The sequence below is a fragment of the Methylobacterium sp. J-048 genome (assembly GCF_022829515.1).
Lineage (GTDB): Bacteria > Pseudomonadota > Alphaproteobacteria > Rhizobiales > Beijerinckiaceae > Methylobacterium.
In genome coordinates, this window is the sequence record NZ_JAKSYL010000137.1 from 18,543 (window position 1) to 43,888 (window position 25,346).

A 25,346-nucleotide genomic window follows, 5' to 3' on the forward strand; every position below is an offset into this window, starting at 1 on the left:
TGGTCCTCGGCTGACGTCTCGGCGCCGCCCCGTTGAGGCCGGGCGGCGGTCCGCGGCACAGGTGGCGCGGGTCGCCCGAGAAGGCAAGCGCTGCCGTTTCAACCGTTCGGAGCCCGATGGATCGGAGGCCGCCTCTTTCAGGTGCGCCGGCCGATGTTTACCTCTATAAGCCCGGCCAACTCCGCCAAGGCCGGCCCGCCACGCACACCCGTGGGCGGGCTCGCGCGTCCGCAGGTCAACGATGCTCGGCTCGATCGCCAAGAAGATTTTCGGCTCCTCCAACGACCGGCGCGTCAAGGGCTATCGCCCGCGCGTGGCGCTGATCAACGCGCTGGAACCGGAGATCCAGGCCCTCTCGGACGACGCGCTCCGAGCGCGGACCGACATGCTGAAGGCGGAGATCGCCGCCGGCAAGAGCCTCGACGACATCCTGGTCCCGGCCTTCGCGACGGTGCGCGAGGCGGCCAAGCGCGTCTTCGGCCAGCGCCACTTCGACGTGCAGCTGATCGGCGGCATGGTGCTGCACGAGGGCGGCATCGCCGAGATGAAGACCGGCGAGGGCAAGACCCTGGTGGCGACGCTGCCGGTCTACCTGAATGCCCTGGAGGGCAAGGGCGTCCACGTCGTCACGGTGAACGACTATCTCGCCGCCCGCGATGCGGAGTGGATGGGCCAGCTCTACCGGTTCCTGGGGCTCACCGTCGGCACCATCGTGCACGGGCTGGACGACGAGCAGCGCAAGGCGGCCTATGCCTGCGACATCACCTACGGCACCAACAACGAGTACGGGTTCGATTACCTCCGCGACAACATGAAGTACGAGCTGTCGCAGCTCGCCCAGCGCGGACACAACTTCGCGATCGTCGACGAGGTCGATTCGATCCTGATCGACGAGGCGCGCACGCCGCTGATCATCTCGGGTCCGGTGGACGACCGGTCCGAGCTGTACGTGTCGGTCGACGCGATCCTGCCCCGGCTGGTGCGCGAGCATTACGACCTCGACGAGAAGCAGCGCACGGTCTCGCTGACCGAGTCCGGCAACGAGTTCGTGGAGGAGACCCTGCGCGAGGTCGGCCTGCTTAAGGACGGCGACCTGTACGATGCCCACAACGTCAGCCTGGTCCACCACGTGAATCAGGCCCTGCGCGCCCACACCCTGTTCACCCGGGACAAGGACTACATCGTCAAGAACGACGAGGTGGTGATCATCGACGAGTTCACCGGCCGCATGATGCAGGGTCGGCGCTACTCGGAAGGGCTGCACCAAGCGCTCGAGGCCAAGGAGCGCGTGACGATCCAGCCCGAGAACCAGACGCTCGCCTCGATCACCTTCCAGAATTATTTCCGACTCTACAATAAGCTTGCCGGTATGACCGGCACGGCCTCCACCGAGGCCGACGAGTTCGCCGAGATCTACAAGCTCGACGTGGTCGACATCCCGACCAACAAGGAGGTCGAGCGCGTCGACGAGGACGACGAGGTCTACCGCACGGTCGGCGAGAAGTACGAAGGCATCATCGCGGAGATCGACAAGGCGCACACCCGCCACCAGCCGATCCTGGTCGGCACCGGCTCGATCGAGAAGTCCGAGCACCTGGCCGAGATGCTGAAGAAGGCCGGCTACACCCTGCTCGACTACTCGGATCCGAACGCGCTCACCGACGTCTACAAGGCCGCCCGCGAGGGCCGGGTCACCAAGCGCTTCGCCGTGCTGAACGCCCGCTTCCACGAGCAGGAGGCCTACATCGTGGCCGAGGCCGGCGTGCCGGGCGCGATCACCATCGCCACCAACATGGCCGGCCGCGGCACCGACATCAAACTCGGCGGCAATCTCGAGATGCGCATCGAGAAGGAACTCGGCCAGCTCCCGGCCGGGCCGGAGCGCGACGCCGCCATCGAGGCGATCAAGGCGGAGATCGCCGACAACCGGGCGAAGGTGCTGGCCTCCGGCGAGCCGGCCGATCCGGCAGCCGGCCGCAAGAAGGCCCTGCCGGGCGGCCTCTACATCATCGGCACCGAGCGCCACGAATCCCGGCGCATCGACAACCAGCTCCGCGGCCGCTCCGGCCGCCAGGGCGATCCCGGCCGCTCAAAGTTCTACCTGTCGCTTCAGGACGACCTGATGCGGATCTTCGGCTCCGACCGCATGGACGGGATGCTGCAGAAGCTCGGCCTGGAGCAGGGCGAGGCGATCATCCACCCCTGGATCAACAAGGCGATCGAGAAGGCGCAGCAGAAGGTCGAAGCCCGCAACTTCGACATGCGCAAGAATGTGCTCAAGTACGACAACGTCATGAACGACCAGCGCAAGGTCGTGTTCGAGCAGCGCCGGGACTTCATGGCCCAGGAGAGCGTGCGCGAGACCGTGGACGAGATGCGCGAGGGCGTGATCGACGACCTCGTCGCCCGCTACATCCCGCAGAACGCCTATGCCGAGCAGTGGGATGTCGCGGCCTTGCGCGAGCAGGTCCGGGAGGTGCTCAACCTCGACGAGCCGGTAGAGGAATGGGCCAAGGAGGAGGGCATCGCCGACGAGGAGATGCGCGAGCGCCTGCTCAAGGCCGCCGAGACCGCCTACGCCGCCCGGGCCGAGAAGAACGGCACCGAGATCACCGCCTATATCGAGAAGCAGGTCCTGCTCCAGACCCTGGACCACCTGTGGCGCGAGCACCTCGTGACCCTCGACCACCTGCGGCAGGTGATCGGCTGGCGCGGCTTCGCCCAGCGCGACCCGCTCAACGAGTACAAGTCCGAGGCATTCGACCTGTTCAACAACCTGGTCACGGCCCTGCGCGAGCAGGTGACGGCGCAGCTCTCCCGCGTCGAGATCGTGCATCAGCAGCCCGATCAGCAGCAGGCCTTCCCGGGCGGTACCCCGGAGCTGCCGCAGATGTTCGCGCAGCACCTCGATCCGGTCACCGGCGAGAACGAGATGGATTACGATACGCGCGGCTCGGGCAGCGATGGCGGCGGCGGTCCGGCCTACGGCTACGCCGCGCAGGGCCTGTCCGTCGACGGCGCCGTGCTGGAGCGCGACCCCACCGATTCCACGACCTGGGGCCGGGTCGGGCGCAACGAGCCGTGCCCGTGCGGCTCGGGCAAGAAGTACAAGCACTGCCACGGCACCTTCCAGGCCTGAGGCGGCCGGGACCATGGCTGCCCGCACGGTCTTCGTCGCCGGCGCCGGCACCGAGATCGGCAAGACCTACGTCACCGCGGCGCTGACCCGGCGCCTGCGGGGACAGGGAAGGCCGGTGCGGACGCTGAAACCGCTGGCGAGCAGCGTGCCGCCCCTGAGCGACCCGGCCTTCGCGGAGAGCGACACCGCCCGGCTGCTCGACGCGCAGGGCCTCGCCGTCGAGGACGAGACCGTCGAGGCCTGCTCGCCCTGGCGGTTCGCGGCCCCGCTCGCGCCCGATCAGGCTGCGGCGCTGGAGGGCCGGTCCCTGGCGCTGCCCGACCTCGTCGGCTGGTGCCGGATGCAGATCGCCCACAGCGAAGGAACCCTGATCATCGAGGGTGTCGGCGGGCTCATGAGCCCGGTTACCGAGAGCGCCACCGGGCTCGACTGGCTCCGCGAACTGGCGGTGCCGGCGCTCCTCGTCTCCGGCAGCTATCTGGGGGCGATCAGCCACACGCTCACCGCCTGCGAGACCCTGCGCCTGCACGGCATCCGGCTCCTCGCCGTTGCGGTGAGCGAGAGCGAGGCGGCGCCGGCGCCGCTCGGCACCGTGGCCGCGTCGATCGCCCGCCATGCCGGCGTCCCGGTCTTCGGCCTGCGGCGCGGCGAGGCCTGCCCGGAAGGGCTGGCCGATCTGGTGTGACAGGGTGGTTCTCACACGGTGTCGGGTTTGATCGACTCGCCGATTGCCCCGCACCGTCATCGCGAGCGCAGCGAAGCGACCCAGGAATCCGCTACGACCGGAGACCGCGCGCCGCACTGGGTTGCTTCGCTGCGCTCGCAATGACGGTGAGAGCCGAGGGCGCACCCTTCGGTCGCGCGCGGATCCAACCGCATCGGCTTCCACTTCGGCGAACTCCGCTCTACCTGTCCCGCCAGGGAAATACGTTGAATCCCGCGGGAGCCGTGCGTTGAGTCAGTCCCTTGCCCCCGCGGCGGCTTCGGGTTCCCCGGCCGATGCCGGCGACGACGCCGCGTCCCAGAAGGGCCGGCTCAAGCCGGCGCTGATCTTCGGTGCGCTCGGCGTCGTCTACGGCGATATCGGCACCAGCCCGCTCTACGCCTTCAAGGAGGCCGTGAAGGCGGCCACCGCAGGCGGTGCCTCCGTAGCGGAAGCCGCCACCGGCGCGGTGTCGCTGATCCTGTGGTCGCTGATCCTGATCGTGTCGCTGAAATACGCGGTGCTGATCCTGCGGGCCGACAACAAGGGCGAGGGCGGCATCGTCGCCATGCTGGCGCTGCTCGGCGCCCGGCAGGCTCGCCACGGGACTTGGAAGGCGGCACTGCTGGTGGTCGGTCTGATCGGGGCGGCCCTGCTCTACGGCGACGGCGCGATCACGCCGGCGATCTCGGTGCTCTCCGCCATCGAGGGGCTGAAGGTCGACGCCCCGGCGCTGGGCCATTTCGTCGTGCCGATCACGATCGTGATCCTGCTCGTGCTGTTTGCCGTCCAGCACAAGGGCGTGGCGGTGATCGGCCGGGTGTTCGGCCCGGTGATGCTGGTGTGGTTCATCGTTCTGGCGCTGCTCGGGATCGGCGGCATCCTCGGCAAGCCGGAGATTCTCGCCGCGCTGAACCCGCTGCGCGCCGTCGAGTTCATGCTGCATGCCGGCTGGCACGTGAGTTTCGCCATGCTGGGCGCGGCCTTCCTGGCGGTGACCGGCGGCGAGGCGATGTACGCCGATCTCGGCCATTTCGGCGCGATGCCGATCCGGGTCGCGTGGTTCGTCCTCGTGCTGCCGGCGCTGGTGCTCAACTATTTCGGCCAGGGCGCCCTGCTGCTGGCCTCGCCGGACGCACTGGAGAACCCGTTCTTCCGGCTGTGCCCGGATTGGGGCCACTACCCGCTGATCGCGCTCGCGACGCTCGCGACCATCATCGCCTCCCAGGCGATCATCTCGGGCGTGTTCTCCCTGACCCAGCAATCGGTGCAGCTCGGCTTCCTGCCGGCCATGCGCATCGTCCAGACGGCCAAGGAGGAGCGTGGCCAGATCTACGTGCCGATGGTCAACTGGCTGCTCGCCGCCGCGACCCTGGTGGCGGTGGTGATGTTCGGCTCCTCGGACGCGCTGGCCGGCGCCTACGGCATCGCGGTCTCGATGCTGATGGCCATCACCACCCTGCTCGCCGCGCTGATCGCGCTGCGCTGGGGCTACAACCCGATCCTGGTCTTCGCGGTCAACGGCCTGTTCCTGGCCATCGACGCCGTGTTCTTCGCGGCCAACAGCGTGAAGATCTTGGAGGGCGGCTGGTTTCCCCTGGTGCTCGCCGGCCTCGTCGCGCTGATGATGCTCACGTGGAAGAAGGGCAACGAGCTGGTCGAGCAGGCCCGGGTCGCCCTGCGCCTGCCGGAGGATGCGTTCCTGGCTGGGCTCCAGCACCGCGACCTGCTGCGCCTGCCCGGCACCGCGGCGTTCCTCTCGGCGGCCGAGCACGGGATCCCGCTCCACCTCTCGCGCTTCGTCGAGCGCAACCACGCCCTGATGGAGCGGATCCTGATCATCACCGCCCTCTACGAGGAGACTCCCACGGTCCCGGTGGAGCAGCGCGCCCACGTGACGATCTTGGCGCCGGACTTCTACCGGGTGATTCTGCGCTACGGCTTCATGGAGGATGCCTCCATCCCGGAGGGGCTGGCCTGCGCGGTCGCCGCCCGCCACCTGCCGGCGAACGTCGTCGACGACATGACCGTGTTCGTCGGCCACGAGACGATCATCCCCAAGAATGACAAGCGCGGCATGGCGCCGTGGCGCGAGAACCTGTTCGCCTTCATGCAGCGCAACGCCGAGCGCACCGGCGCCTTCTTCGGCGTGCCGACCCGCCAGGTGGTGGAGGTCGGCACCGAAATCGAGATTTAGGCGTCCAACGGCCCGGAAGCGGCCGCCCCGCAGCCTGGAACGTATAAAGACATGTTTATGTCTTGATTGCTTCGTATCCCGCGAAGTGGTAGGGGCTGGCCCCGAACCGCAACGCGAACACACGGAGCCGCCGACTCATGGCCAAGGATTACATCGTCAAGGACATCGGGCTGGCCGATTACGGCCGCAAGGAGATCTCGATCGCCGAGACGGAGATGCCGGGCCTGATGGCGGTCCGCGAGGAGTACGGCGCGAGCCAGCCCCTGAAGGGCGCCAAGATCGCCGGCTCGCTCCACATGACGATCCAGACCGCCGTGCTGATCGAGACCCTGAAGGCGCTCGGCGCCGACATCCGCTGGGTCTCCTGCAACATCTACTCGACCCAGGACCACGCCGCCGCCGCCATCGCGGCCGCCGGCATCCCGGTCTTCGCCGTGAAGGGCGAGACCCTGGAAGAGTATTGGGACTACACCTCCCGCCTGTTCGACTGGCATGACGGCGGCATGCCGAACATGATCCTCGACGACGGCGGCGACGCCACCATGTTCGTCCATCTCGGCCTGCGTGCCGAGAACGGCGACACCGCCTTCCTCGACAAGCCGGAGAGCGAGGAGGAGGAAGTCTTCTTCGCGCTCCTGAAGAAGAAGCTCGCCGAGAAGCCGAAGGGCTGGTTCGCCGGGTTGGCCGACAGCATCAAGGGCGTCTCCGAGGAGACCACCACGGGCGTGCACCGCCTGTACGTGCTGGCCAAGGAGGGCAAGCTGCTCTTCCCAGCGATCAACGTGAACGACTCGGTCACCAAGTCGAAGTTCGACAACCTCTACGGCTGCAAGGAGTCGCTGGTCGACGGCATCCGCCGCGGTACCGACGTGATGATGGCCGGCAAGGTCGCCATGGTCGCGGGCTTCGGCGACGTCGGCAAGGGTTCGGCCGCGTCGCTGCGCAACGCGGGCTGCCGCGTGCTCGTGTCGGAGATCGACCCGATCTGCGCGCTCCAGGCCGCCATGGAGGGCTACGAGGTCGTGACCATGGAGGATGCCGCCCCGCGCGCCGACATCTTCGTCACCGCCACCGGCAACAAGGACATCATCACCCTCGACCACATGCGGGCGATGAAGGACCGGGCGATCGTCTGCAACATCGGTCACTTCGACAACGAGATTCAGGTCGCCGGCCTGAAGAACCTCAAGTGGTCGAACATCAAGCCGCAGGTGGACGAGATCACCTTCGCGGACGGCCACCGCATCATCCTCCTGTCGGAGGGCCGCCTGGTGAACCTCGGCAACGCGACGGGGCACCCGTCCTTCGTGATGTCGGCCTCGTTCACCAACCAGACGCTGGCGCAGATCGAGCTCTGGACCAACACGACCAAGTACCAACGCCAAGTCTACACCCTGCCCAAAACCCTCGACGAGAAGGTCGCGGCTCTGCACCTGGAAAAGATCGGCGTGAAGCTCTCGAAGCTGCGCCCCGACCAGGCCGCCTATATCGGCGTGTCCGAGTCCGGCCCGTTCAAGTCCGACCACTACCGCTACTGAGCCGGCCTCGGTCGGGAGCGGCTTCGGTTCGGCCGACGCGCCGAACCGGAGGTTGAAATCCTGACCGCCCAGGCGGCGATCGGTACGGTTTCGAACACACTGATCGAGAGCACGAAAAGGCCCGGCGCGCTGCGTCGGGCCTTTTCATTTGTCAATCCGTTTCGGCGCAACCGCACTGTGTCTTCTGAGTGTCGTTAACGGATGATTGTGCGCGACCGGCGTATAGCCACGCTTCGTTCCCCTTCCGGGTCGATTCCGCCGCACGGTAAGGTGCGGGCGAATCTTAGATCGGTGGGTCCGCGGCGGTTCGAGAGAATCATCTGCGGGAACGGTGCGTTCTGCGCCGCGCGGTTGCGCGCGCATGCGGATCGCCAGGGTGGGGGCAGGGCTATCATGGGTGTCGGTCGTGCCGCGCACGTTCGAATCTGCGTGGGTACGCTCACATTGACTGCGGCGAGCGCTGCGCTCGCCGAACTGCCCGAGACCGCGGCTACGCACGCGCCGCGCGAGATGCACGGGGTCGCCGCCCTGGCGATCTTCGGCGGCCTGGTCGCCTTCGCAGTGATCCTGTCGCTGCTCCATCTCTACGAGCGCAGCCGCTGGACCCGCCGGGAGCGCGAGCTGGCCGGCGCCCTCGACGTGCTGCGCGGCGCCCATGACCGCGCCGAGATGCTGCTCAATGCCGAGCGCCAGATCATCGTCACCTGGGACCGGCGCAGCGAGCCCGTGGTCGAGGGCGATATCAGCCTGGCGATCTACGGCGAGCGGCCGACCTCGGGCTATGCCCGCCGGGTCCTGGCCTTCGGGACCTGGCTGGTCGCCACCGACGCCGCCGCGGTCGAGACCGCGGTCGAGGCCCTGCGGGCGCGGGGCACGAGCTTCACGCTCAGCCTGCGCACCCAGACCGGGCGCAGCATCGACGCGCACGGGCAGGCCGTGGCCGGACGCGCGCTGCTGCGGCTGCGCGAGACCAGCCAGGAGCGCTGTGAGATCGCCGACCTGCGGGCGACCCTGGACGAGACCCGCCGCGGCCTGTCCGCGCTGGCCGGCCTGCTCGACGCGATTCCGCAGCCGGTCTGGCGGCGCAACCGCGAGGGCGGCCTGAGCTGGGTCAACGCCGCCTACGTGGCGGCCGTCGAGGCGCCGACCCGCGAGGCCGCTTTGGATGGCGGCATCGAGCTGCTGGACCGTCCCGCCCGCGAGGCGATCGCCCGCGACGCGGCGGCACGCGCCGCCAGCCCGACCCGGAGCGTCCCGCGGCTCTCGGCCGTGGTGGCCGGCAGCCGGCGCATGCTCGACGTGTTCGAGACCACCCTGGATAGCGGCCATGTCGGGATCGCCATCGACGTATCCGAGCTGGAGAGCGTCCGCGCCGACCTGCAGCGCCAGATGAACGCCAATGTCCGCACCCTGGACCAATTGCCGACCGCCGTGGCGATGTTCGACGTCTCGCAGCGGCTGATCTTCCACAATGCCGCCTACCGCGAGCTCTGGGACCTCGATCAGGCCTTCCTCGACAGCCGCCCCTCCGACGGCGAGATCCTCGACCACCTCCGGGCCGAGCGGAAGCTCGAGGAGCATGCCGATTTCCGCGGCTGGAAGCAGGGGGTGCTCGCCGCCTACCGGGCCGCCGAGGCGAACCACGGCTGGTGGTACCTGCCCGACGGCCGGACGCTGCGCGTGGTCGCCGACCCGAACCCGCAGGGCGGCCTGACCTACCTGTTCGACGACGTCTCCGACAGCCTGAACGCCGAATCGCGCTACAACGCCCTGCGCCGCCTCCAGGCCGAGACCCTGGACACCCTGGCCGAGCCGGTGGCCGTGTTCGGCGCCGACGGCCGCATGACGCTCGCCAACCGGGCGTTCTGCACCGTCTGGCGGCTCGATCCGGCGACCGTCGAGGAGCGGCCGCATGTCGATGCCGTCATCGAGGCCTGCCGGTCCCTGGCACCGGCCGAGGAGCCCTGGCTCGACATCCGCGACGCGGTGGTCGGTCTCGAATCGCGCACCGCCCGGTCCTGCCGCCTGGAGGTGGTGGACGGCACCGTCCTCGATTGCGCCGCGCAGCCGCTGCCCGAGGGCGCGACCCTGCTGACCCTGATCGACGTCACCGCCAGCGTGAACGTCGAGCGGGCGCTGACCGAGAAGAACGACGCCCTGGAGAAGGCCGCGCAATTGCGCGACACCTTCGTGCACCACGTCTCCTACGAGCTGCGCTCGCCGCTCACGAACATCATCGGCTTCACCCAATTGCTCGGGGACGAGACGGTCGGGGCGCTCAACGACCGGCAGCGCGAATATTCCGACCACATCATGCGCTCGTCGGCGGCGCTGCTGGTGATCATCAACGACATCCTCGACCTCGCCTCGATCGATGCCGGCTCGCTGGAGCTTCTGCGGGAGGAGGTCGACGTCCAGGCGACCATTGAGGCCGCGGTTCGCGGCATCGAGGACCGGCTGGCCGAATCCCACATCACCCTCGCGCTGGACGTGCCGGAGGAAATCGGCAGCGTCCACGCGGACGGGAAGCGGGTCCGCCAGATCCTGTTCAACCTGCTCTCCAACGCCGTCGGCTTCTCGGATGCCGGGCAGCGCGTCGAGGTCCGCGCCCGCCGGGAGGCGCACGAGCTGATCCTGAGCGTGCGCGACCACGGCCGCGGCATGCCGCCGGAGATCGCCGATTCGGTCTTCCGCCGCTTCGAGAGCCACACCCTGGGCACCCGCCATCGCGGGGTCGGGCTGGGCCTGTCGATCGTGCGGTCCTTCGTCGAACTCCATGGCGGGCGGGTCCTTCTGGAAACCGCGCCCGGGGCCGGGACCCAGGTGACCTGCATCTTCCCGCTTTTCCCTTTTGACGAGTCGCGTCTCGATCATCACGAGGCGCGACCCGTCACGGCCCTGCCCGAGACCGCCGGTCGCAAGCCGGGCTTCGCGCTCCACTGAGGCCGACGGCGAGCGAGGCGATCCGTTTCCGCGCCGGGCTTGATTAATCCCCCGGCCGGGCTCAGCAGGGGGCCATGTCCGAAAGAGATCGTTCCGGCTGGGCCGTCTTCGGCATCGGCGACTTCCGCCTGTTCGGCGCGGCCCGCTTCCTGACCGGCCTCGCGTATCAGATGCAGGCGGTGGCGATCGGCTGGTTCGTCTACGACCTGACCCATTCCGCCTTGGCGCTCGGCCTCGTCGGGCTGGCCGGCTTCCTGCCCGCGGTGATCTGCGCCCTGATCACCGGCCACGTCGCGGATGCCTATGACCGCCGTCTCGTCGGCGCCGCGGCCTTCGGGCTCCAGAGCCTGGCGAGCTTCGGGCTCCTCGCCTACGCGCTGGCCGGGCTCCAGTCGGTCTGGCCGATCTACGCCCTGGTGATCGTCGTCGGCACGGCCCGGGCCTTCGCCAACCCCGCCCTGCAGGCTTTGCTGCCGACGCTGGTGCCGGGGCCGCAATTCGGCTCGGCCATCGCCTGGAACGCCTCGCTCTGGCAGAGCGCCTCGGTGATGGGTCCGGCGCTCGGCGGCCTGCTCTACGCCCTCGGGCCGTCGGTGGTGTTCGGTGGCGCGGCGGCGAGCTTCGCCCTGGCGAGCCTCCTGACCGGGCTAATCCGCTTCCGACCGGCGGCGGTGACCGAGCGGCCGCCGATCACCTGGGCCGCGCTCTCAGCCGGCATCGGCTACATCCGTTCGCAGCCGGTGGTGCTGGGCGCCATCAGCCTCGACCTGTTCACCGTGCTGCTCGGGGGCGCCACGGCGCTGCTGCCGATCTATGCCGGCGAGGTGCTGCATGTCGGTCCCCTCGGCCTCGGGGCTCTGCGAAGCATGCCGGCCTTCGGGGCGGTCACCATGGCAGTCCTGCTGGCCTATCGCCCGCTCCGGCGCCATGCCGGGGTGCGGATGCTCCGGGCGTGCGCCGTGTTCGGCGCGGCCACGGTGGCGTTCGGGCTTTCCACCTCGCTGCCCCTGTCGATGGCCTGCCTGTTCGTCACGGGCGCGGCTGACATGATCTCGGTCTATGTCCGCCAGACCTTCGTGCAGGGCGAGACGCCGGACGCCATGCGGGGCCGGGTCTCGGCGGTGAACACGGTGTTCATCGGCGCTTCGAACGAACTCGGCGAGTTCGAATCCGGCGTGCTCGCCGCCGCGATCGGGGCGGTCCCGGCGGTAGTGGCGGGCGGTGCCGCGACTATTGCGGTCGCGCTGCTCTGGGGCCGGTTCTTTCCGGCCTTGCGGGCGCGGGACCGGTTGCTGGTGCAGGGGTAGAACCTCCTCTCTGCAATCGAAGAGTGGACCGGCTGGTCGGACGCTGGCTGAGCGAGGATCTGCGAGGCCGACGGACACCGTCAGAAGCGTTGGCCTCGCGATCGCGTTTATCCATTTTACGCCTCTGGTTGTTCCAGATATGGATAAATCGTTTGCTAGCAACAGCTTGATGAGTATGATCGCGGGTCGCACCGTCGGCTGGGACGCGCATCATGGCCTATCGCGAACTCGACGATGAACAGGCCCGGCAACTCATCAATGCCGAGCAGGTCTTCGATGCCTACCGCGCGGCGCGATCGACCTTGCAGAGCCGCTTTGCCGGTTCGATGGGCTGGAAAACCGTCGATGGGCGCAGTTACCTCTATCGTTTCAAGAATGGCGTCTGGAAGTCGGTCGGGCCTCGTTCGTCCGAGACGGAGGCCATTCACCAACGCTTCGTCGAGGGTCGTGCGCGCGCGAAAACGCGCAGCACCTCGCTTGCACAACGGCTGAACAGGATCGCGGCCGTCAACCGAGCCCAGCGGCTCGGCCGAATGCCGGTGATCGCCGCCCGGATCCTGCGGGCTCTGTCCGATGCCCGTCTCACGGAACCGGTGGTCGCCACGGTCGGAACGAACGCGTTGTTCGCCTACGAGAGGATGGCCGGTGTCCAGATCGACCAGGCGGTTCTCGAAACAGCCGATTTCGATCTGCTATACGATGCCCGGGCCAGCTTGAAACTCATCGTGCCGGAAGTCGCAGCATCCGGCGTCGTCGGCCTGCTTCGGAAGGTCGATCATTCCTTCGAGGTCATGGGCAGGCGCGGATTTCGCGCGGCGAACCGCGACGGCTACATCGTCGATCTCATCACGCCCGCCCCGAAAGATCCGATTCGACCGAGCGAGGTCAGACAGATCGGGCGCGACCCTGACGATCTCGTCGCCGTCGAGATTTTTGGTCTGACCTGGCTCGTGAACAGTCCCAAGGTCCGGGTCACGGTGCTCGATCTGCGCGGCTACCCGGCCGAGATGACCGTGCCCGATCCCCGCGCCTTCGCGCTCCACAAAGCCTGGTTGTCGGAGAGACCGGAACGCAATCCCGAGAAGCGCCGCCGCGACGCAGCCCAGGCCAAGCTCATTGCCGGACTCATCGCCCGCTACCTGCCGCATCTCGGTTTCGACGATCCCGTCCTCGGGGCTCTGCCGAAAGCGTTGCGGGATCAGGCCGCGACGCTCACCCCTGCCGTCACGGGCGGCGAAACGAACGACGCCCTGGAGCCCGACTGGTAGCCGGGCTCCAAAGTCCCGAAAAAGATCAGCGCCCCGCCAGCAGCGGCGACCAGGTCGGATCCGAGGCGTAGGACGGCGTCGGGACCGGCTGCTCGACCTTGCCGGTGATGTCGACCATGAACAGCTTGCCGCCGCCCTGGCCGCCGGGATCGCGGAAGAACAGCACGTACTGGCCGTTCGGCGCGAAGGTCGGCCCCTCGTTGTGGTAACCCTCGGTCAGGACGCGCTCGCCGGTGCCGTCGGGCTTCGACACGCAGATGGCGAAGCCGCCGTTGCGCTGGCGGGTGTAGGCGATCAGGTCACCGCGCGGCGACCAGGCCGGCTGCGAGGCCGAGCCGGTGCCGAAGGTGATGCGGTGCGGGTTCGAGCCGTCCGCGCCCATCACGTAGACCTGCTGCGAGCCGCCGCGATCGGATTCGAACGCGATCTGCGAACCGTCCGGGGCGTAGGTCGGCGAGGTGTCGATCGCCATGCCGTTGGTGACCGAGTGCTGGGCCTTCGTGGCGATGTCCATGGTCACGATATCGGCGTTGCCGCCCTGCTGCACGCTCATCACCAGGCGGCGGCCGTCCGGTGAGAAGCGCGGGCTGGCGCTCATGGAGTCAACGTTGCCGAGCGCCTGCCGGGCGCCGGTCTCGAGGTTGATCACCTGGACCCGCGGCTGGTGCCCGGTGGCCTGGGACATGAACGCGATGTCCTGGGTGGCCGGCGAGTAGCGCGGCGCGACGATCGAGGTCTCGCCGCTGGTGATCGCCCGGACGTTGGCGCCGTCCTGGTCCATGACCATCAGGCGCTTGCGCCGGTTCTCCTTGGGGCCGCTCTCGTCCACGAAGGCGATGCGGCTGTCGAACCAGGGGCCGAGGCCGGTGATCTTGGTGTAGACCGCGTCCGAGATCAGGTGGCCGGTGCGCCGGGCGTTGGCGGTGTCGGTGCCGTATTGCTGGCCGGTCATCTGCTGGCCGGAGGTCACGTCCCAGAGACGGAACTCGACCTTGAGCTTGCCGGAGGCATCGCGCGAGACGCGGCCCGTGACCAGCCCCTGCACGCCGGTGGCGCGCCACTTCTCGAAGTTCGGCGCGGCGTCGAAATTCGGCTGCTCCGGGAAGCGGGCGTGGTCGAGGGGCGTGAAATACCCTGAGCGGCGCAGGTTGTTGGTCACCACGCCGGAGACGAGGCCGCCGAGGCTCGGATCGCCGCCGAAATCCGCGATGGCGATCGGCAGCGGCTGGAAGTTGCCGCCGCCGATGCGCAGCTGCAGCTGCGCCTGGGCCGGCGCAGCGAAGCCGAGGGCGACCGTCAGCAGCGCCAGAAACGCGACGATGGGCGCGAACAGGCGCGCGGCATAGGGCGCCGGAAGGCGCCCGGCGGAGGGAAGGTCATGCATGGGTCGGATCCGAAGTGGCGATCAGACGGGGAGGCGGGTGACGGCAGGCTGCGCGGGTGGCGACCTCAGGTCGCCGTGAATTCGAACTCCGCGTTGATGGCCTTCCAGTCGTTGTAATACGGCGCGTAGGTGGCCGGTATGTTGTACGGCGCACAGCGGCGCACCGCCCGGAGCGCAGCTTGCGCGATCGACTGGTCCACGCCGCTGGAGCCGCCGCGCATGATCCGCGGCTCGGTGCTGAGCGAGCCGTTCGGGTTCAGGCGGATGTCGAGCACCGGCAGGACCACCCCCTGGGCGGCGCCGGGCGGGGCCGAGTAGCAGCGCTCGATCTGCTGCTGCAGCAGGCCGACCAGGGCGTCGCGCAGGGACGGCGACAGGCGTTGGGCCGTGCCGGTCGCGGCACCCAGGGCGGCCACCTTCTGCACCGTATGGCCGGTGGCGCCGGTCGATTGCGACGGCGCCTTCGAGGCGAGCACCGAGCGGATGTCGCCGGCGTTGAACTTGTCGGCGAGCTCGGCCTGCTTGCGCGCCTTGGCCTCGCCATCGGCCTTGGCCTTCGCGTCCGCCATCGCCTTGGCCTTCGCCTTGGCGGCAGCCTCGGCCTTGGCGGCGGCCTCCGCCTTCTCGTGCGCGGCCTTGGCCTCGGCCATCTCCTTCTGCCGCTCGGCTTCCGCCTCGGCCTTGGCTTCGGCGGCCTTCCGGGCAGCTTCGCGGGCGGCCTCGGCCTTGGCGGCATCCGCCTTGGCCTTGGCCTCGGCCTTCGCGGCGGCGGCCTTGGCGGCGGCTGCCGCGGCTTCGGCCTCCTGCCGCTCGATCAGCTTGTCGAGCTGCTCGCGCTTCTCGGCGTCGGCCTTCGCGGCCGCTTTGGCTTCGGCCTTGGCCGCAGCCGCCTTCTCGGCGGCGGCCGCCTTGTCGGCCGCCGCTTTCTCGGCCGCCTTCTCGGCGGCCTTGGCGGCAGCCTTCTCGGCGTCGCGCTTTTCCTCGGCAGCCTTGGCGGCTTTCGCCACCTCCTGCGGATCCGGCTCGGCGCGCAGGGGCATCTCCTCCGCGTTGGCGAGCTTCATCTCGGCCGTGCGCTTGGGCGCGGTCGGCGCGTCGGTCTTGGCGTTCTCGGGCTCGCGCTCCTCGACCTTCTCGGCTTGGCGGTCGGCGCGCGGCTGGGCGTTCGGCATCGGCTTGTCGGCCTGGCGCTCGCCCTTGGTGATCTCGGAGAACTGGTTCTCGGTGATCACCTCGACGGGCACACCCTCCTGCGCCTCGGGCAGGGCCGGGGCCGCCACGCTGAACAGCGCGAAGGCCAGCAGCGCCACGTGGGTGCCGGCGGAGATCCAGACACCCGGTTCCTTGCGGTCGAAGTGGAACTCCACGGTTCTACGCCCTACTGATGCTCAGGCTCGGTCACGAGGGCGACCTTCTTGAAGCCGCCGCCGGTCACGATCGCCATCACCTGCGCGACCCGGCCGTAATCGACCCGCTTGTCGCCGCGCACGAACACGCGCTCCTCGGTGCCGGATTTCGACGTCTCGAGCAGCTTCGGGATGATCGTCTCGTCGGTCAGCTCGTCCTCGCCGAGGAAGACCTGGCCGGTCTGCCGGATCGAGATCGTCACCGGCTTCACGTCGGAATTGAGCGGCGATGCCTTCGACTGAGGAAGGTCGAGGGGAACGCCCACCGTCATCATCGGCGCCGCGACCATGAAGATGATCAGCAGCACCAGCACGACGTCGATGAACGGCGTCATGTTGATCTCGTTGATCGGCCCGCCGCGCCGGCCCCTGCGCCGCCGCCTTTTGCCGCCGTGGGATGCCCCCGCCGCCATGCTCATGGATCAATCTCCTGGATCGGCCCGGTCAGGCGGCGAGCGAGAGGCGCTCGTCGATCTGGCGAGAGAGGATCGCGGAGAACTCGTCGGCGAAACCCTCCAGCCGCGATTGCGACTTCGAGACCTCGGCCTGGAGCTTGTTGTAGGCGAGCACCGCCGGGATCGCGGCGAACAGGCCGATCGCGGTGGCGAACAGGGCCTCGGCGATGCCCGGCGCCACGACGGCGAGCGAGGTGTTCTTGGAGGCCGCGATCGAGGTGAACGCGGTCATGATGCCCCAGACCGTGCCGAACAGGCCGATATACGGGCCGGCCGAGCCGATCGAGGCGAGGAACAGCAGGCGCGATTCGAGCCGCTCGACCTCGCGCTGGATGGTGACGTCGAGCTGCTTCTCGATGCGCTGGGACAGGGACTGGACCTGACGGCCGGAGCCCTCGAACGAGCGCTTCCACTCGCGCATGGCGGCCACGAACACCGCCGCCAGCCCGGTGGCCGGGCGGTCGTTGAACGAGCGGAACAGCTCTTCCAGGGAGCGGCCGGACCAGAACGCATCCTCGAACGCGTCCATCTCGGCCTTGGTGCGGCGGAACAGCAGGGTCTTGTCGACGATGATCGACCAGCACCAGATCGACGCGCTGAGCAGCCCGACCATCACGATCTTCACGACGAAGTGGGCTTGCAGGAACAGCCCGAGCAGCGTCATGTCGGCGACAGGCGCGGCCTGCATCGCGTCGGCTGGGTTCATCCGTCGAGGTCTCCTGCTCCGGATCGCGATGCGCCGGGCGAGGCCCGCGTCCGCCGGATCCGTGAGCGATATCAATGCTATCGCCCGCGAATCTGTCGAAAGTAAGGGCCGTCTTCGCGCCGGGACTCGGCCGGCTTGCACCGGCTCCGTTAAGGGCGCGACAGGGTTAAGGATCGGTTTCGATCCGGGCGATCCCAAGGCATTCCGAAGTATCGGTTGTGCCGCCGCCCAGGGGAGGCTGGACCTCACGAAACCGACGCCGTTATTCTTGCGTCATCAGAGTGCCGCACGCACCGCGAGTCTCAGTTCAGGAAGCGCCATGACCCTGCCCGTCCCGAGCCTCCACGGCCTGCTGCCCGCCGAGCCGGCCCGATACCTCGGCTGGTCCTGTATCGCCGATCCGGCCATCGCCGGCGCCCTCGCGCGTTCGGGCTTCGATGCCGTGCTGCTCGACCAGCAGCATGGCGCGCACGACTATCATTCGTGCTGTGCGGCGATCACCGAGGTGGCGCTCGCCGGCAAGCCGAGTCTCGTCCGGATCCCGGTCGGCGACTTCGCCATGGCGTCGCGGATGCTGGATGCCGGCGCCTCGGGCATCGTCGCGCCGATGATCAACAGCGTGGCGGACGCGCAGGCGCTGGCGGCGGCGACCAAGTACCCGCCGGTCGGGCAGCGGAGCTGGGGTCCGGACCGCGCCATGTGGATGTCGGGCCAGAGCGACGCGACCGAGTTTCTCGCCGGCGCCAACGCCCGGGCGCTGACCATCGCCATGTGCGAGACCGCGGAGGCGATCGACGCCCTGGAGCCGATCCTGGCCCTGCCGGGGATCGACGGCATCCTGGTCGGGCCCGCCGACCTGTCGATCGCCCTGTCCAAGGGCAAGGCCATCGACCCAGCGGGCGCGGCGGTCACGGCCGCCCTCGGCGAGATCGTGCGCAAGACCCGGGCGGCCGGCAAGCTGCCCTGCGCCTTCTCGCCATCGCCGCTGCGGGCGCGGGAGATGGTCGCGATGGGCTTTCAGCTGGTCTCGGTCGAGTACGATGCGATGACCATCGTCAACGCCTTCGCCAAGCTCCTGCGCGACACCGATCCGTCGCGGGTCGCTTGACCCGAGGCGTTACTCGGCCCCGGCCGGGGCGAGGAGCCGCCGCAACGCCTCCGGTAACCGGATGGCGCGGCCGTCGCGCACGCAGGCGACCGTGACCTCGGCAGCGACGAGCAGGTCGTCGCCCCGGCGGACCTCCTGGGCGAGTTGCATCGAGGCACCACGCAGAAGCTGGGTGCGGGTCACGATGGTGAGCTGGTCGTCCATGCGGGCGGGGCGGATGAAATCCAGCGTCATCCGGCGAACCACGAAGACTAGGCCGCGCGCCTCCCGGTGCAGATCGGATTGGTCGCCCGCCAAGCCGCGCAGCAGCTCGGTCCGGCCGCGCTCCAGGAAGCGCAGGTAGCTCGCGTGGTAGACGAAGCCCGAGAAGTCGGTGTCCTCGTAATAGACCCGCACCGCCAGGCGGTGAGGCTCCGTGTCGACAGGGTTCGGTCCGCTCATCGGCGTGGTCTACGGCATGGTGCGGAGGCGGGGAAACCCGACCGCTGAAACAGGCGCGCCGGCCTGTGCCGGACACGACGAGGGCCGCCCTGGGGCGGCCCTCGCATAGTCAGGTTCGCGCTGTCGGATCAGCCGCCGATGCGGGCGGCCAGGCTCGCCGAGTGGGCGTGCTCGTCGGCGATGTAGGGCAGCGCCTCGCTGGCGAAGCGGCGGCCCTGGGCGCTGTCGCCCGACTTGGCGTAGGCGTCGTAGAGCGCCAGGGTCTGGGCGTCGGACCGCGCCTGCTGGTCGATATAGGTCCGATCGAAGGACCGGTTGTTCGGGGCCGACTTGAGCTGGGACAGGCGGGCCTGGCCGCGCTCGCCAAGGGCCACGCGACGGCCCGGCTCGGTCGGGCTGTTGTCGACGATGCCGACCGCGCCCAGCGCGCCACCGACGATGCTGGTGCCGAGGTTCGCGGCGATGGTCACCGGGGCCAGCACGAAGCCGACCGGGTTGCTCAGATCGGTCTGGATACCCTGGTTGTCCGAGACCACCGTGCCGTTGCGCGACAGGGAGGTGTTCGGCGGCAGGAGGGCATCGGTGGTGGCCTTACGCTCGACCAGGACACGGTTTGCGTAATTCCGGACCCGCGGGTTGCGCGACCGCTCGAGGGCGATGCGGCTGGCCTCGATGCTGGTGGCATCCGAACGCAGCGCCTCGGCGCGGAACGCGGGGGTCTCGGTCGCGGCGGCGCCGACGTCCTGCTGCTGGTTGGCGAAGGGCAGGATCCGGATCGGCAGCGCGTCCTGGGCGAAAGCCGGCGTCGAGAGCGCAGCGGCGGAAAGGCCGAGGACGGCGAGTGTGATGTTCTTCATATCGGAAGATGGTCCTTGGTGTTCTTATTGATGGCTCAAAGATGTGTCGGGATTTCGTGGCCTGAACCACAGTCCCGCAATCCTGCCAGCGCCACGCAATCTGGCGCGGTCGTCATCACAACTGCTGCGTTATGAGGCTGTTCCGCCGCCGTGATCGCGTTTGCGTGAGCGATCCAGGCGTCCGACTACGCAAAAGCTTGGCGTTATTGCCGGGGGCGGCTGGTCCGAAACCCGAATGCGCTGAGGTGCTTGGCTCTTGTGCAGCGCACGCGTCGAGGGAGCTCGGCTCCGGAGGTCCGGGCGGCCGTCCATGAACCAGGCGTGAACCAGCCCCGTCCCGACCGCATGGACCTCGGCCGTCGATTGTTCAGGCGGCGTCGCCGTCGTCGAACAGGCCGTCCCGTTCGCGCCGCGGCTCCGCGAAGCCCATGTGGCGGAAGGCGTGCTTGGTGAGAACGCGGCCGCGGGGCGTGCGCTGCACGAAGCCGCGCTGGATCAGGTAGGGCTCGATGATGTCTTCGATGGCGTCGCGCGGCTCGGACAGGGCGGCGCCGATCGTCTCGATACCCACGGGACCACCGCCGAACGACGTCGCGATCAGCGTCAGGTATTTGCGGTCCATCACGTCGAGGCCGACCGAATCGACGTCGAGCAGCTTCAGCGCCCGGTCGGCGATGGCGCGCGTCACGGTCTCGGCTTCGGCCACGATGGCGAAGTCCCGCACCCGCCGCAGCAGCCGGCCGGCGATGCGCGGCGTGCCGCGCGCCCGCCGGGCGATCTCGTTGGCGCCCTCGTCGGACATGCCGATCCCGAGCACCCGGGCGCCGCGGGCCACGATCTTCTCGAGTTCGTCGATCTCGTAGAATTCGAGCCGGATCGGGATGCCGAACCGGTCGCGCAACGGCGTCGTCAGCAGGCCCGCCCGGGTGGTGGCCCCGACCAGGGTGAATTTCGGCAGCTCGATCTTGACCGAGCGGGCCGCCGGTCCCTCGCCGATGATCAGGTCGAGCTGGTAATCCTCCATGGCCGGGTAGAGGATTTCTTCGACCGCCGGATTGAGCCGGTGGATCTCGTCGATGAACAGCACGTCGCGCTCTTCGAGATTGGTCAGCTGCGCGGCGAGGTCGCCGGCCTTGGCGATGACCGGCCCCGAGGTCGAGCGGAAATTCACCCCGAGTTCGCGCGCCACGATCTGCGCCAGCGTGGTCTTGCCCAGGCCGGGCGGTCCGACGAACAGCACGTGGTCAAGGGCCTGGCCGGTCATCTTGGCCGCCTCGATGAAGATGTGCATGTTGGCGCGCGCCGCCTTCTGGCCGACGAACTCGGCCAGGCTCAGCGGCCGGATGGTCTGGTCCACGTCCTCGGCGCGCTTTTCCGGCGTCAGCAGCACGTTGGTCGGGGGCTTCGGCTTGCTCATGGACCTTCGCTCGTGGACCGGCCCGACTGGGCGCCGATGAAGCGTCCACGGGAGCCGCCGCGTCCGGGCCGCTCCTCCTAATACGGGGAGCCGGCGAAGTCTAAGCACGTCACAGCTTCCCCGCCGCAGCACACCGTCACGCCCGACGGCGACGATTCAGGCGGCCACAACCGTTGGACTCGATGAAACCGAATTGCTGCGCCGCGCATTTCGTTGGGGAATCCGCAAACTCGGCCGCAGGGCATTCTTCGACCATGACCATCCGATCGACCGGAACCGGCGCGGCCAGCGCCTTCCTGCTTCTGGCCAGCCTGGCGACCGCTCAGGCCGCGCCGGCCGGAAACGAGACCAAGGTGGCCGAGGCCGCCCCGACGCAGGTCCACCCGGTCGCTATCGTCGAGCACGACGACGATGCCAGTTGCAGCCGGGCGCGGCGGCGCCTGTGGATCGAGGGCGAGGGCTGGGTGGTACGCCGGATCACGACCTGCCGGTGAGGCGCGTAAGATCCTTCCCATACGCATTCTGCGCGGCTGGCGGCACGGAACGGCCGGTGATCGTGTCGGTTCCTCAGGGACGTTCCTGACGTGTTCCTCCCATCGAGTCTCGGAGCCGGCCGCATGATCTCCCGGACAGGTCTTACACTCGCCGCCATCCTCCTGGCCGCACCGGCCTGGGCCCAGGGTATTTATCCCTACGCCCCTGTGGCGACCCAGGAGAGCGACTTCGCCGGCCCGTTGGTGCGCGGCACCTATATCGGTGCCCCGCTGACCCGGGTGCCGCGGCCGAGCCAGCTTGTGCCGTCGCCCTGGAGCTACGGAACCTACGGGATCCCCACCGTCACCGGCATCGCGGCGGCGCCCGCGCAGCCGCCGACCATCACGGTGATCAACGCGACCAATCCGGCGGTGAGCCGCGCGGCCGGTGCGCAGGTCATCACGGTGCAGGTTCCGCGCCGTTGAGCGACGCGAACCAGGCGGCGTAGGGCGTGTTCCGGACGAGGTGACGGTTCAGGTCCGGTGCACCGTCGGTCCACCAGACAGGACCGCGCTCGCCGAGGGCGGTCTTGGCTGCGTTGACCTCGGCCCGGGCGGCCTTCATCGCAGCGGCGGCCTCCGGATCGCCCGCCCGCTCGATAACCTTGGCCGCCTTCACGGCCCGGCGCGCATCCATCAGCCGGGCCACCAGCGCCGCGCGATGCTCCTCAGACAGGTGCGGATTGGCGCGCCGCCACAGACGGTCGCGGACGACGATATAGTGCAAGTCGGGCGTGATGATGACCTCACGCATGCTGGAATTCGCCTCCGCTGTTGGGTTCAAGTTAAGTCTTGCCGCGTACACACCGGAGATAGGGTCCGGGTTATGCCATGCAGATCGTCGTCGTCGATTCGAGCCGTGTCGTCCTGCAGATCATCGCGTCGCTGATCGAGCCGCGCGGCCATGACGTGCACGCCTTCACGGATTCCGCGCAGGCCCTGCAATTCCTGTCCGCGACGCCTTCGGTCCGCGTCCTGATCACCAGCGTCGAGGTGCGGCCACTCTGCGGCCTGGAGCTCTGCTGGTCCGCGCGTCTCCTCGCGGACGAACGCCGACCGTTGCACGTCATCACCATGTCGTCCGCCCGCAACGTCCGCAGCCTGGCCGAGGCGCTCGACAGCGGTGCCGACGACTTCATCGAGAAGCCGCCGAGCGCCGAGGAACTGAACGCCCGGCTGCGCGCGGCCGAGCGCCTGATCACCCTGCAAGAGGAGCTGATCCGTCTCGCCGAGACCGACCCGCTGACCGGCGCCTACAACCGCCGGGCGTTCTTCGATCGGGCGCGCATCGCCGCCGAGCAGGGCGGACGCCCGGGCCGGATCTCGGCGATCCTGGCCGACATCGACCATTTCAAGCGGATCAACGACGAGCACGGGCACGATGTCGGCGACGTCGCCATCAAGGCCGTGGCCGACCTGATCGGCGCGGACGGGATCGGCGGCCGCCTGGGCGGCGAGGAATTCGGCGTCGTCCTCCCGGGCTGCGGCCTCGCCGAGGCAACCGAGCGGGCCGAGCGCCTGCGGAAGGGCGTTCAAGCCCTGCGCATCCGTAGCGGGGCCCATGCGATCGGCCTGACCTGCAGCTTCGGCGTCAGCACCTGGATCGAGGCCGACGACGTCCACGCCCTGATCAAGCGGGCCGACATCGCGCTCTATGCCGCCAAGAGCGGCGGACGCAACCGCGTGGTGCCGTACCAGGGCGAGTCAGGCTTGGCCGTCGCAAGCTGAGACAGCCGAGCCGCCCCGACCTGACACGAATGGGCGGAGAATGGTTATTGGCCGCGCCCCATATTGACACACCAGCTCGCGGCACGAAGACAGGAATCGATCGAATACGCGAATATAAAGCTTAATATTCGCCCGAAACTCGTGGAATGGATCTTGGAACTACGCATCCGATCCCGGCCCCTTTGTATCGCCGGGAGACGAAAGGTGCGAGGTCATGAGTACGGCCGTTGGCGTCCTGATCCTGGATGAACCGCAGGACCTGAGCGCGACTGTTCGCGCCACTCTGGAGCACATGCCGGAGTTCCATACGATCGGCGAGGAAGACTTGGACCGGGCCGATGCCGGGACCACGGTGGCGCTGATCTTCCTCGACGAGATCCGCCTGGCGGACGGGATCGCGCGTCTCGTCGGCCTGAAGGAGCGTCAACCGGACCTGCGCACGCTCGTGGCGTTCGGGGCTCTCACCGCCGACGACCTTCGGGCGCTGCTGGCTGCGGGTGCCGATGCCTTCGTGGCACGGTCGAAGTCGCCGCGGGAATTGTGCGCCGCCCTCCTCGCCCTGGCCGAGGGATCGGACTGCCTCGTGCCGCCCGAGCAGCAGGCCGTGATGCCGGCGGAGCAGGGCGACGGCCTCGGGCTCACGCCGCGCGAGGCGGAGGTGCTGCGCTTCCTCAGCTCCGGCTTCAGCAACAAGGAGGTGGCCCGCCGCCTGGCGCTCAGCGTCCGGACGGTGGAGACCCACCGGCTCAACCTGCGGCGCAAGACGCAGACCGGTCGTCTGAAGGACCTGGTCTCGCTGGCCCGCCAGCTCGGCCTGGCCCCGGTGGTCGACAGCGAGCAGAACCGGCGCGGCGGCGGGTCCGGCAGCAGCAACCAGTCCCGGCACTGACCGGGATCCCGGGCAGCCCCGCGCGGGGCTGCCCCCCTACGCGACGCCGACCTGCGCCCCGGCGCGGGTCCGCGCAGCCCCGGACGTTCTTTTCTTCCCGCCCGCAACCGACTTGATTGCGGTCATGGCAGCCGCCTCGGCCCGGGGCGCCGCCCCCTTCTTCGCCGGGCTCCGTTTGCGAACCTGAGCCGCAGCCGGCTTGACCCTCTTGCCGGCCAGGCCCTCGGCCTCCGACGCGGCCAGCCGCGCCTGGAGCAGCCCGAGCACCGCCGCCTCCTCGGAGCGGAGTTGGCCAAGATCCTCGCTCAGCTCGGTCTCCACCGCATCCTTCACCTGCAGCAGGAGATCGCCCTCCAGGTAGCAATCGAGGATCTGGGGGTGGATGTAGCATTTGCGGCAGATCGTCGGCGTGTTGCCCAGCCGTCCGGCGACGCTCTCGATCGCCGCGCGGACGTTGCGCTTGGCCCCCGCCTCGCTGTCGAAGCTCTCGAACTCCCGCAGCGCCAGGGCTGCCAGGACCGTCCCGGCCCAGGTCCGGAAATCCTTGGCGGTGAAATCCTCGCCGGCGATCTCACGCAGATAGGCATTCACGTCCGATGAGGTCACGTCATGCTGGGTGCCGTCCGCATCGAGATACTGGAACAGCTCCTGTCCGGGCAGCTCCTGGCACGCCTTCACGATCCGGGCGACGCGCCGGTCCTTGAGGGACACGTCCCAGAACTTGCCGCTCTTGCCCTTGAAGCGGAACGACAGTTCCGACCCCGCGATCCGGACATGCGGGTCGCGCAGAGTGGTCAGGCCGTAGCTCTTGTTGATGCGGGCATAATCGTCGTTGCCGACCCGGATCAGCGTGGTCTCGAGCAGATGGACCACGGTGGCGAGCACCTTCTCGCGGCACAGGCCCGACCGCTTCATGTCGGCATCGACGCGCCGGCGGATCCCCGGCAGGGCATCCGCAAAGGCCATGATCCGCGCGAACTTGTTCGTCTCGCGCGCCTGCCGGAAATCCGGATGATAGCGGTACTGCTTGCGGCCCTTGGCGTCCCGGCCGGTGGCCTGGATATGGCCGCTGCTGCGCGCGCAGATCCAGACATCGGTATAGGCCGGGGGGATCGCCAGGGCGCGGATGCGGGCCAGGATCCGCTTGTCGCGCACCGGGGCGCCCTTCGCGTCGAGATAGCGGAAACCCGTGCCGCTGCGCTTACGCGTCAGGCCCGGCCGGCGGTCGTCGACATAGACGAGGCCGGCCTCCTCGGCCGCCGCGCGGAGGCTCCCGCCGTTCTGATCCGTCTCGACATCCGCCATGGCCGCCCCTCCCGGATACGCC

At 68.9% G+C, this 25,346-nt stretch carries 21 protein-coding genes; 12 read left to right on the plus strand and 9 right to left on the minus strand.

Going from position 1 to position 25,346, the window contains the following annotated elements; translation table 11 throughout:
- Positions 1–241 precede the first annotated feature (241 nt).
- The 7 genes from secA to MKL09_RS12745 all read left to right on the plus strand — a co-directional run bounded on the left by secA (position 242) and on the right by MKL09_RS12745 (position 13,095).
- Positions 242–3,139 carry a preprotein translocase subunit SecA gene (gene secA / locus MKL09_RS12715; RefSeq protein ID WP_244020571.1) on the plus strand — a complete coding sequence of 966 codons (2,898 nt, stop codon included), beginning with the start codon at positions 242–244 and terminating at the stop codon, positions 3,137–3,139.
- A 13-nt stretch (positions 3,140–3,152) separates the two neighbouring features.
- Positions 3,153–3,824: a dethiobiotin synthase gene (gene bioD / locus MKL09_RS12720; protein WP_244020572.1), complete on the plus strand. Its 672-nt coding sequence runs from the start codon at positions 3,153–3,155 to the stop codon at positions 3,822–3,824.
- Positions 3,825–4,092: 268 nt separating this feature from the next.
- Positions 4,093–6,039 (plus strand): potassium transporter Kup, encoded by a 1,947-nt coding sequence (locus MKL09_RS12725; RefSeq protein ID WP_244020574.1) that lies wholly within the window; start codon positions 4,093–4,095, stop codon positions 6,037–6,039.
- A 137-nt stretch (positions 6,040–6,176) separates the two neighbouring features.
- Positions 6,177–7,577 carry an adenosylhomocysteinase gene (gene ahcY / locus MKL09_RS12730; RefSeq protein WP_244020576.1) on the plus strand — a complete coding sequence of 467 codons (1,401 nt, stop codon included), beginning with the start codon at positions 6,177–6,179 and terminating at the stop codon, positions 7,575–7,577.
- Between the two features lie 393 nt (positions 7,578–7,970).
- Positions 7,971–10,520, plus strand: coding sequence for a sensor histidine kinase (locus MKL09_RS12735; protein ID WP_244020578.1), 2,550 nt, complete (start codon positions 7,971–7,973; stop codon positions 10,518–10,520).
- A 74-nt stretch (positions 10,521–10,594) separates the two neighbouring features.
- Positions 10,595–11,827 (plus strand): MFS transporter, encoded by a 1,233-nt coding sequence (locus MKL09_RS12740; protein WP_244020580.1) that lies wholly within the window; start codon positions 10,595–10,597, stop codon positions 11,825–11,827.
- A 212-nt stretch (positions 11,828–12,039) separates the two neighbouring features.
- Positions 12,040–13,095 carry a nucleotidyltransferase domain-containing protein gene (locus MKL09_RS12745; protein ID WP_244020581.1) on the plus strand — a complete coding sequence of 352 codons (1,056 nt, stop codon included), beginning with the start codon at positions 12,040–12,042 and terminating at the stop codon, positions 13,093–13,095.
- Positions 13,096–13,120: 25 nt separating this feature from the next.
- Here MKL09_RS12745 and tolB read toward each other — a convergent pair whose 3' ends face one another.
- The 4 genes from tolB to tolQ form a co-directional block, all read right to left on the minus strand.
- A complete protein-coding gene (tolB, locus tag MKL09_RS12750; protein WP_244020583.1) occupies positions 13,121–14,479 on the minus strand; it encodes a Tol-Pal system beta propeller repeat protein TolB in 1,359 nt (452 codons plus the stop codon).
- Positions 14,480–14,544: 65 nt separating this feature from the next.
- Positions 14,545–15,846, minus strand: coding sequence for a cell envelope integrity protein TolA (gene tolA / locus MKL09_RS12755; protein ID WP_244020585.1), 1,302 nt, complete (start codon positions 15,844–15,846; stop codon positions 14,545–14,547).
- 11 nt (positions 15,847–15,857) lie between these two features.
- A complete protein-coding gene (locus MKL09_RS12760; RefSeq protein WP_244020587.1) occupies positions 15,858–16,304 on the minus strand; it encodes an ExbD/TolR family protein in 447 nt (148 codons plus the stop codon).
- A 25-nt stretch (positions 16,305–16,329) separates the two neighbouring features.
- The gene (tolQ, locus tag MKL09_RS12765; protein ID WP_092043862.1) at positions 16,330–17,046 is read right to left on the minus strand and encodes a protein TolQ; all 717 of its coding nucleotides are present in this window, start codon (positions 17,044–17,046) and stop codon (positions 16,330–16,332) included.
- A gap of 319 nt (positions 17,047–17,365) precedes the next feature.
- Here tolQ and MKL09_RS12770 point away from each other — a divergent pair, with 319 nt between their 5' ends.
- On the plus strand, positions 17,366–18,154 hold the full coding sequence (locus MKL09_RS12770; RefSeq protein ID WP_244020588.1) for an HpcH/HpaI aldolase family protein: 789 nt from the start codon (positions 17,366–17,368) through the stop codon (positions 18,152–18,154).
- A gap of 9 nt (positions 18,155–18,163) precedes the next feature.
- Here MKL09_RS12770 and ybgC read toward each other — a convergent pair whose 3' ends face one another.
- The 3 genes from ybgC to ruvB all read right to left on the minus strand — a co-directional run bounded on the left by ybgC (position 18,164) and on the right by ruvB (position 20,869).
- The gene (gene ybgC, locus MKL09_RS12775) at positions 18,164–18,595 is read right to left on the minus strand and encodes a tol-pal system-associated acyl-CoA thioesterase (protein WP_244020589.1); all 432 of its coding nucleotides are present in this window, start codon (positions 18,593–18,595) and stop codon (positions 18,164–18,166) included.
- Between the two features lie 128 nt (positions 18,596–18,723).
- On the minus strand, positions 18,724–19,452 hold the full coding sequence (locus MKL09_RS12780) for a DUF4142 domain-containing protein (RefSeq protein ID WP_244020590.1): 729 nt from the start codon (positions 19,450–19,452) through the stop codon (positions 18,724–18,726).
- Between the two features lie 367 nt (positions 19,453–19,819).
- The gene (ruvB, locus tag MKL09_RS12785; RefSeq protein ID WP_244020591.1) at positions 19,820–20,869 is read right to left on the minus strand and encodes a Holliday junction branch migration DNA helicase RuvB; all 1,050 of its coding nucleotides are present in this window, start codon (positions 20,867–20,869) and stop codon (positions 19,820–19,822) included.
- A 254-nt stretch (positions 20,870–21,123) separates the two neighbouring features.
- Here ruvB and MKL09_RS12790 point away from each other — a divergent pair, with 254 nt between their 5' ends.
- Together MKL09_RS12790 and MKL09_RS12795 are read left to right on the plus strand one after the other, a co-directional pair.
- Positions 21,124–21,363 (plus strand): hypothetical protein, encoded by a 240-nt coding sequence (locus MKL09_RS12790; protein WP_244020592.1) that lies wholly within the window; start codon positions 21,124–21,126, stop codon positions 21,361–21,363.
- A 123-nt stretch (positions 21,364–21,486) separates the two neighbouring features.
- Positions 21,487–21,828, plus strand: a complete 342-nt coding sequence (locus tag MKL09_RS12795) for a hypothetical protein (RefSeq protein WP_244020593.1) — start codon at positions 21,487–21,489, stop codon at positions 21,826–21,828.
- Here the strand turns inward: MKL09_RS12795 and MKL09_RS12800 are convergent.
- A complete protein-coding gene (locus MKL09_RS12800; RefSeq protein WP_244020594.1) occupies positions 21,803–22,156 on the minus strand; it encodes a hypothetical protein in 354 nt (117 codons plus the stop codon). The genes MKL09_RS12795 and MKL09_RS12800 overlap by 26 nt on opposite strands.
- A 77-nt stretch (positions 22,157–22,233) precedes the next feature.
- Between MKL09_RS12800 and MKL09_RS12805 the strand changes: the two genes are divergently transcribed.
- Positions 22,234–23,130, plus strand: coding sequence for a GGDEF domain-containing protein (locus MKL09_RS12805; protein ID WP_244020595.1), 897 nt, complete (start codon positions 22,234–22,236; stop codon positions 23,128–23,130).
- 214 nt (positions 23,131–23,344) lie between these two features.
- Positions 23,345–24,019: a LuxR C-terminal-related transcriptional regulator gene (locus MKL09_RS12810; RefSeq protein WP_244020597.1), complete on the plus strand. Its 675-nt coding sequence runs from the start codon at positions 23,345–23,347 to the stop codon at positions 24,017–24,019.
- 36 nt (positions 24,020–24,055) lie between these two features.
- On the opposite strand, the gene MKL09_RS12815 is transcribed toward MKL09_RS12810, so the two are convergent.
- Positions 24,056–25,324, minus strand: a complete 1,269-nt coding sequence (locus MKL09_RS12815) for a DNA topoisomerase IB (RefSeq protein ID WP_244020599.1) — start codon at positions 25,322–25,324, stop codon at positions 24,056–24,058.
- Positions 25,325–25,346 lie beyond the last annotated feature (22 nt).

What these genes read in the sequence shown, in the direction of transcription:
- MKL09_RS12770 (WP_244020588.1), top strand. Translation starts at nt 17,366, where the DNA reads ATGACCCTGCCCGTCCCGAGCCTCCACGGCCTGCTGCCCGCCGAGCCG.
- ahcY (WP_244020576.1), top strand. Translation starts at nt 6,177, where the DNA reads ATGGCCAAGGATTACATCGTCAAGGACATCGGGCTGGCCGATTACGGC.
- MKL09_RS12805 (WP_244020595.1), top strand. Translation starts at nt 22,234, where the DNA reads ATGCAGATCGTCGTCGTCGATTCGAGCCGTGTCGTCCTGCAGATCATC.
- tolB (WP_244020583.1), bottom strand. Translation starts at nt 14,479, where the DNA reads ATGCATGACCTTCCCTCCGCCGGGCGCCTTCCGGCGCCCTATGCCGCG.
- MKL09_RS12795 (WP_244020593.1), top strand. Translation starts at nt 21,487, where the DNA reads ATGATCTCCCGGACAGGTCTTACACTCGCCGCCATCCTCCTGGCCGCA.
- MKL09_RS12780 (WP_244020590.1), bottom strand. Translation starts at nt 19,452, where the DNA reads ATGAAGAACATCACACTCGCCGTCCTCGGCCTTTCCGCCGCTGCGCTC.
- secA (WP_244020571.1), top strand. Translation starts at nt 242, where the DNA reads ATGCTCGGCTCGATCGCCAAGAAGATTTTCGGCTCCTCCAACGACCGG.
- MKL09_RS12745 (WP_244020581.1), top strand. Translation starts at nt 12,040, where the DNA reads ATGGCCTATCGCGAACTCGACGATGAACAGGCCCGGCAACTCATCAAT.
- ybgC (WP_244020589.1), bottom strand. Translation starts at nt 18,595, where the DNA reads ATGAGCGGACCGAACCCTGTCGACACGGAGCCTCACCGCCTGGCGGTG.
- MKL09_RS12800 (WP_244020594.1), bottom strand. Translation starts at nt 22,156, where the DNA reads ATGCGTGAGGTCATCATCACGCCCGACTTGCACTATATCGTCGTCCGC.
- MKL09_RS12740 (WP_244020580.1), top strand. Translation starts at nt 10,595, where the DNA reads ATGTCCGAAAGAGATCGTTCCGGCTGGGCCGTCTTCGGCATCGGCGAC.
- ruvB (WP_244020591.1), bottom strand. Translation starts at nt 20,869, where the DNA reads ATGAGCAAGCCGAAGCCCCCGACCAACGTGCTGCTGACGCCGGAAAAG.
- tolQ (WP_092043862.1), bottom strand. Translation starts at nt 17,046, where the DNA reads ATGAACCCAGCCGACGCGATGCAGGCCGCGCCTGTCGCCGACATGACG.
- MKL09_RS12735 (WP_244020578.1), top strand. Translation starts at nt 7,971, where the DNA reads ATGGGTGTCGGTCGTGCCGCGCACGTTCGAATCTGCGTGGGTACGCTC.
- MKL09_RS12790 (WP_244020592.1), top strand. Translation starts at nt 21,124, where the DNA reads ATGACCATCCGATCGACCGGAACCGGCGCGGCCAGCGCCTTCCTGCTT.
- bioD (WP_244020572.1), top strand. Translation starts at nt 3,153, where the DNA reads ATGGCTGCCCGCACGGTCTTCGTCGCCGGCGCCGGCACCGAGATCGGC.
- MKL09_RS12810 (WP_244020597.1), top strand. Translation starts at nt 23,345, where the DNA reads ATGAGTACGGCCGTTGGCGTCCTGATCCTGGATGAACCGCAGGACCTG.
- MKL09_RS12815 (WP_244020599.1), bottom strand. Translation starts at nt 25,324, where the DNA reads ATGGCGGATGTCGAGACGGATCAGAACGGCGGGAGCCTCCGCGCGGCG.
- MKL09_RS12760 (WP_244020587.1), bottom strand. Translation starts at nt 16,304, where the DNA reads ATGAGCATGGCGGCGGGGGCATCCCACGGCGGCAAAAGGCGGCGGCGC.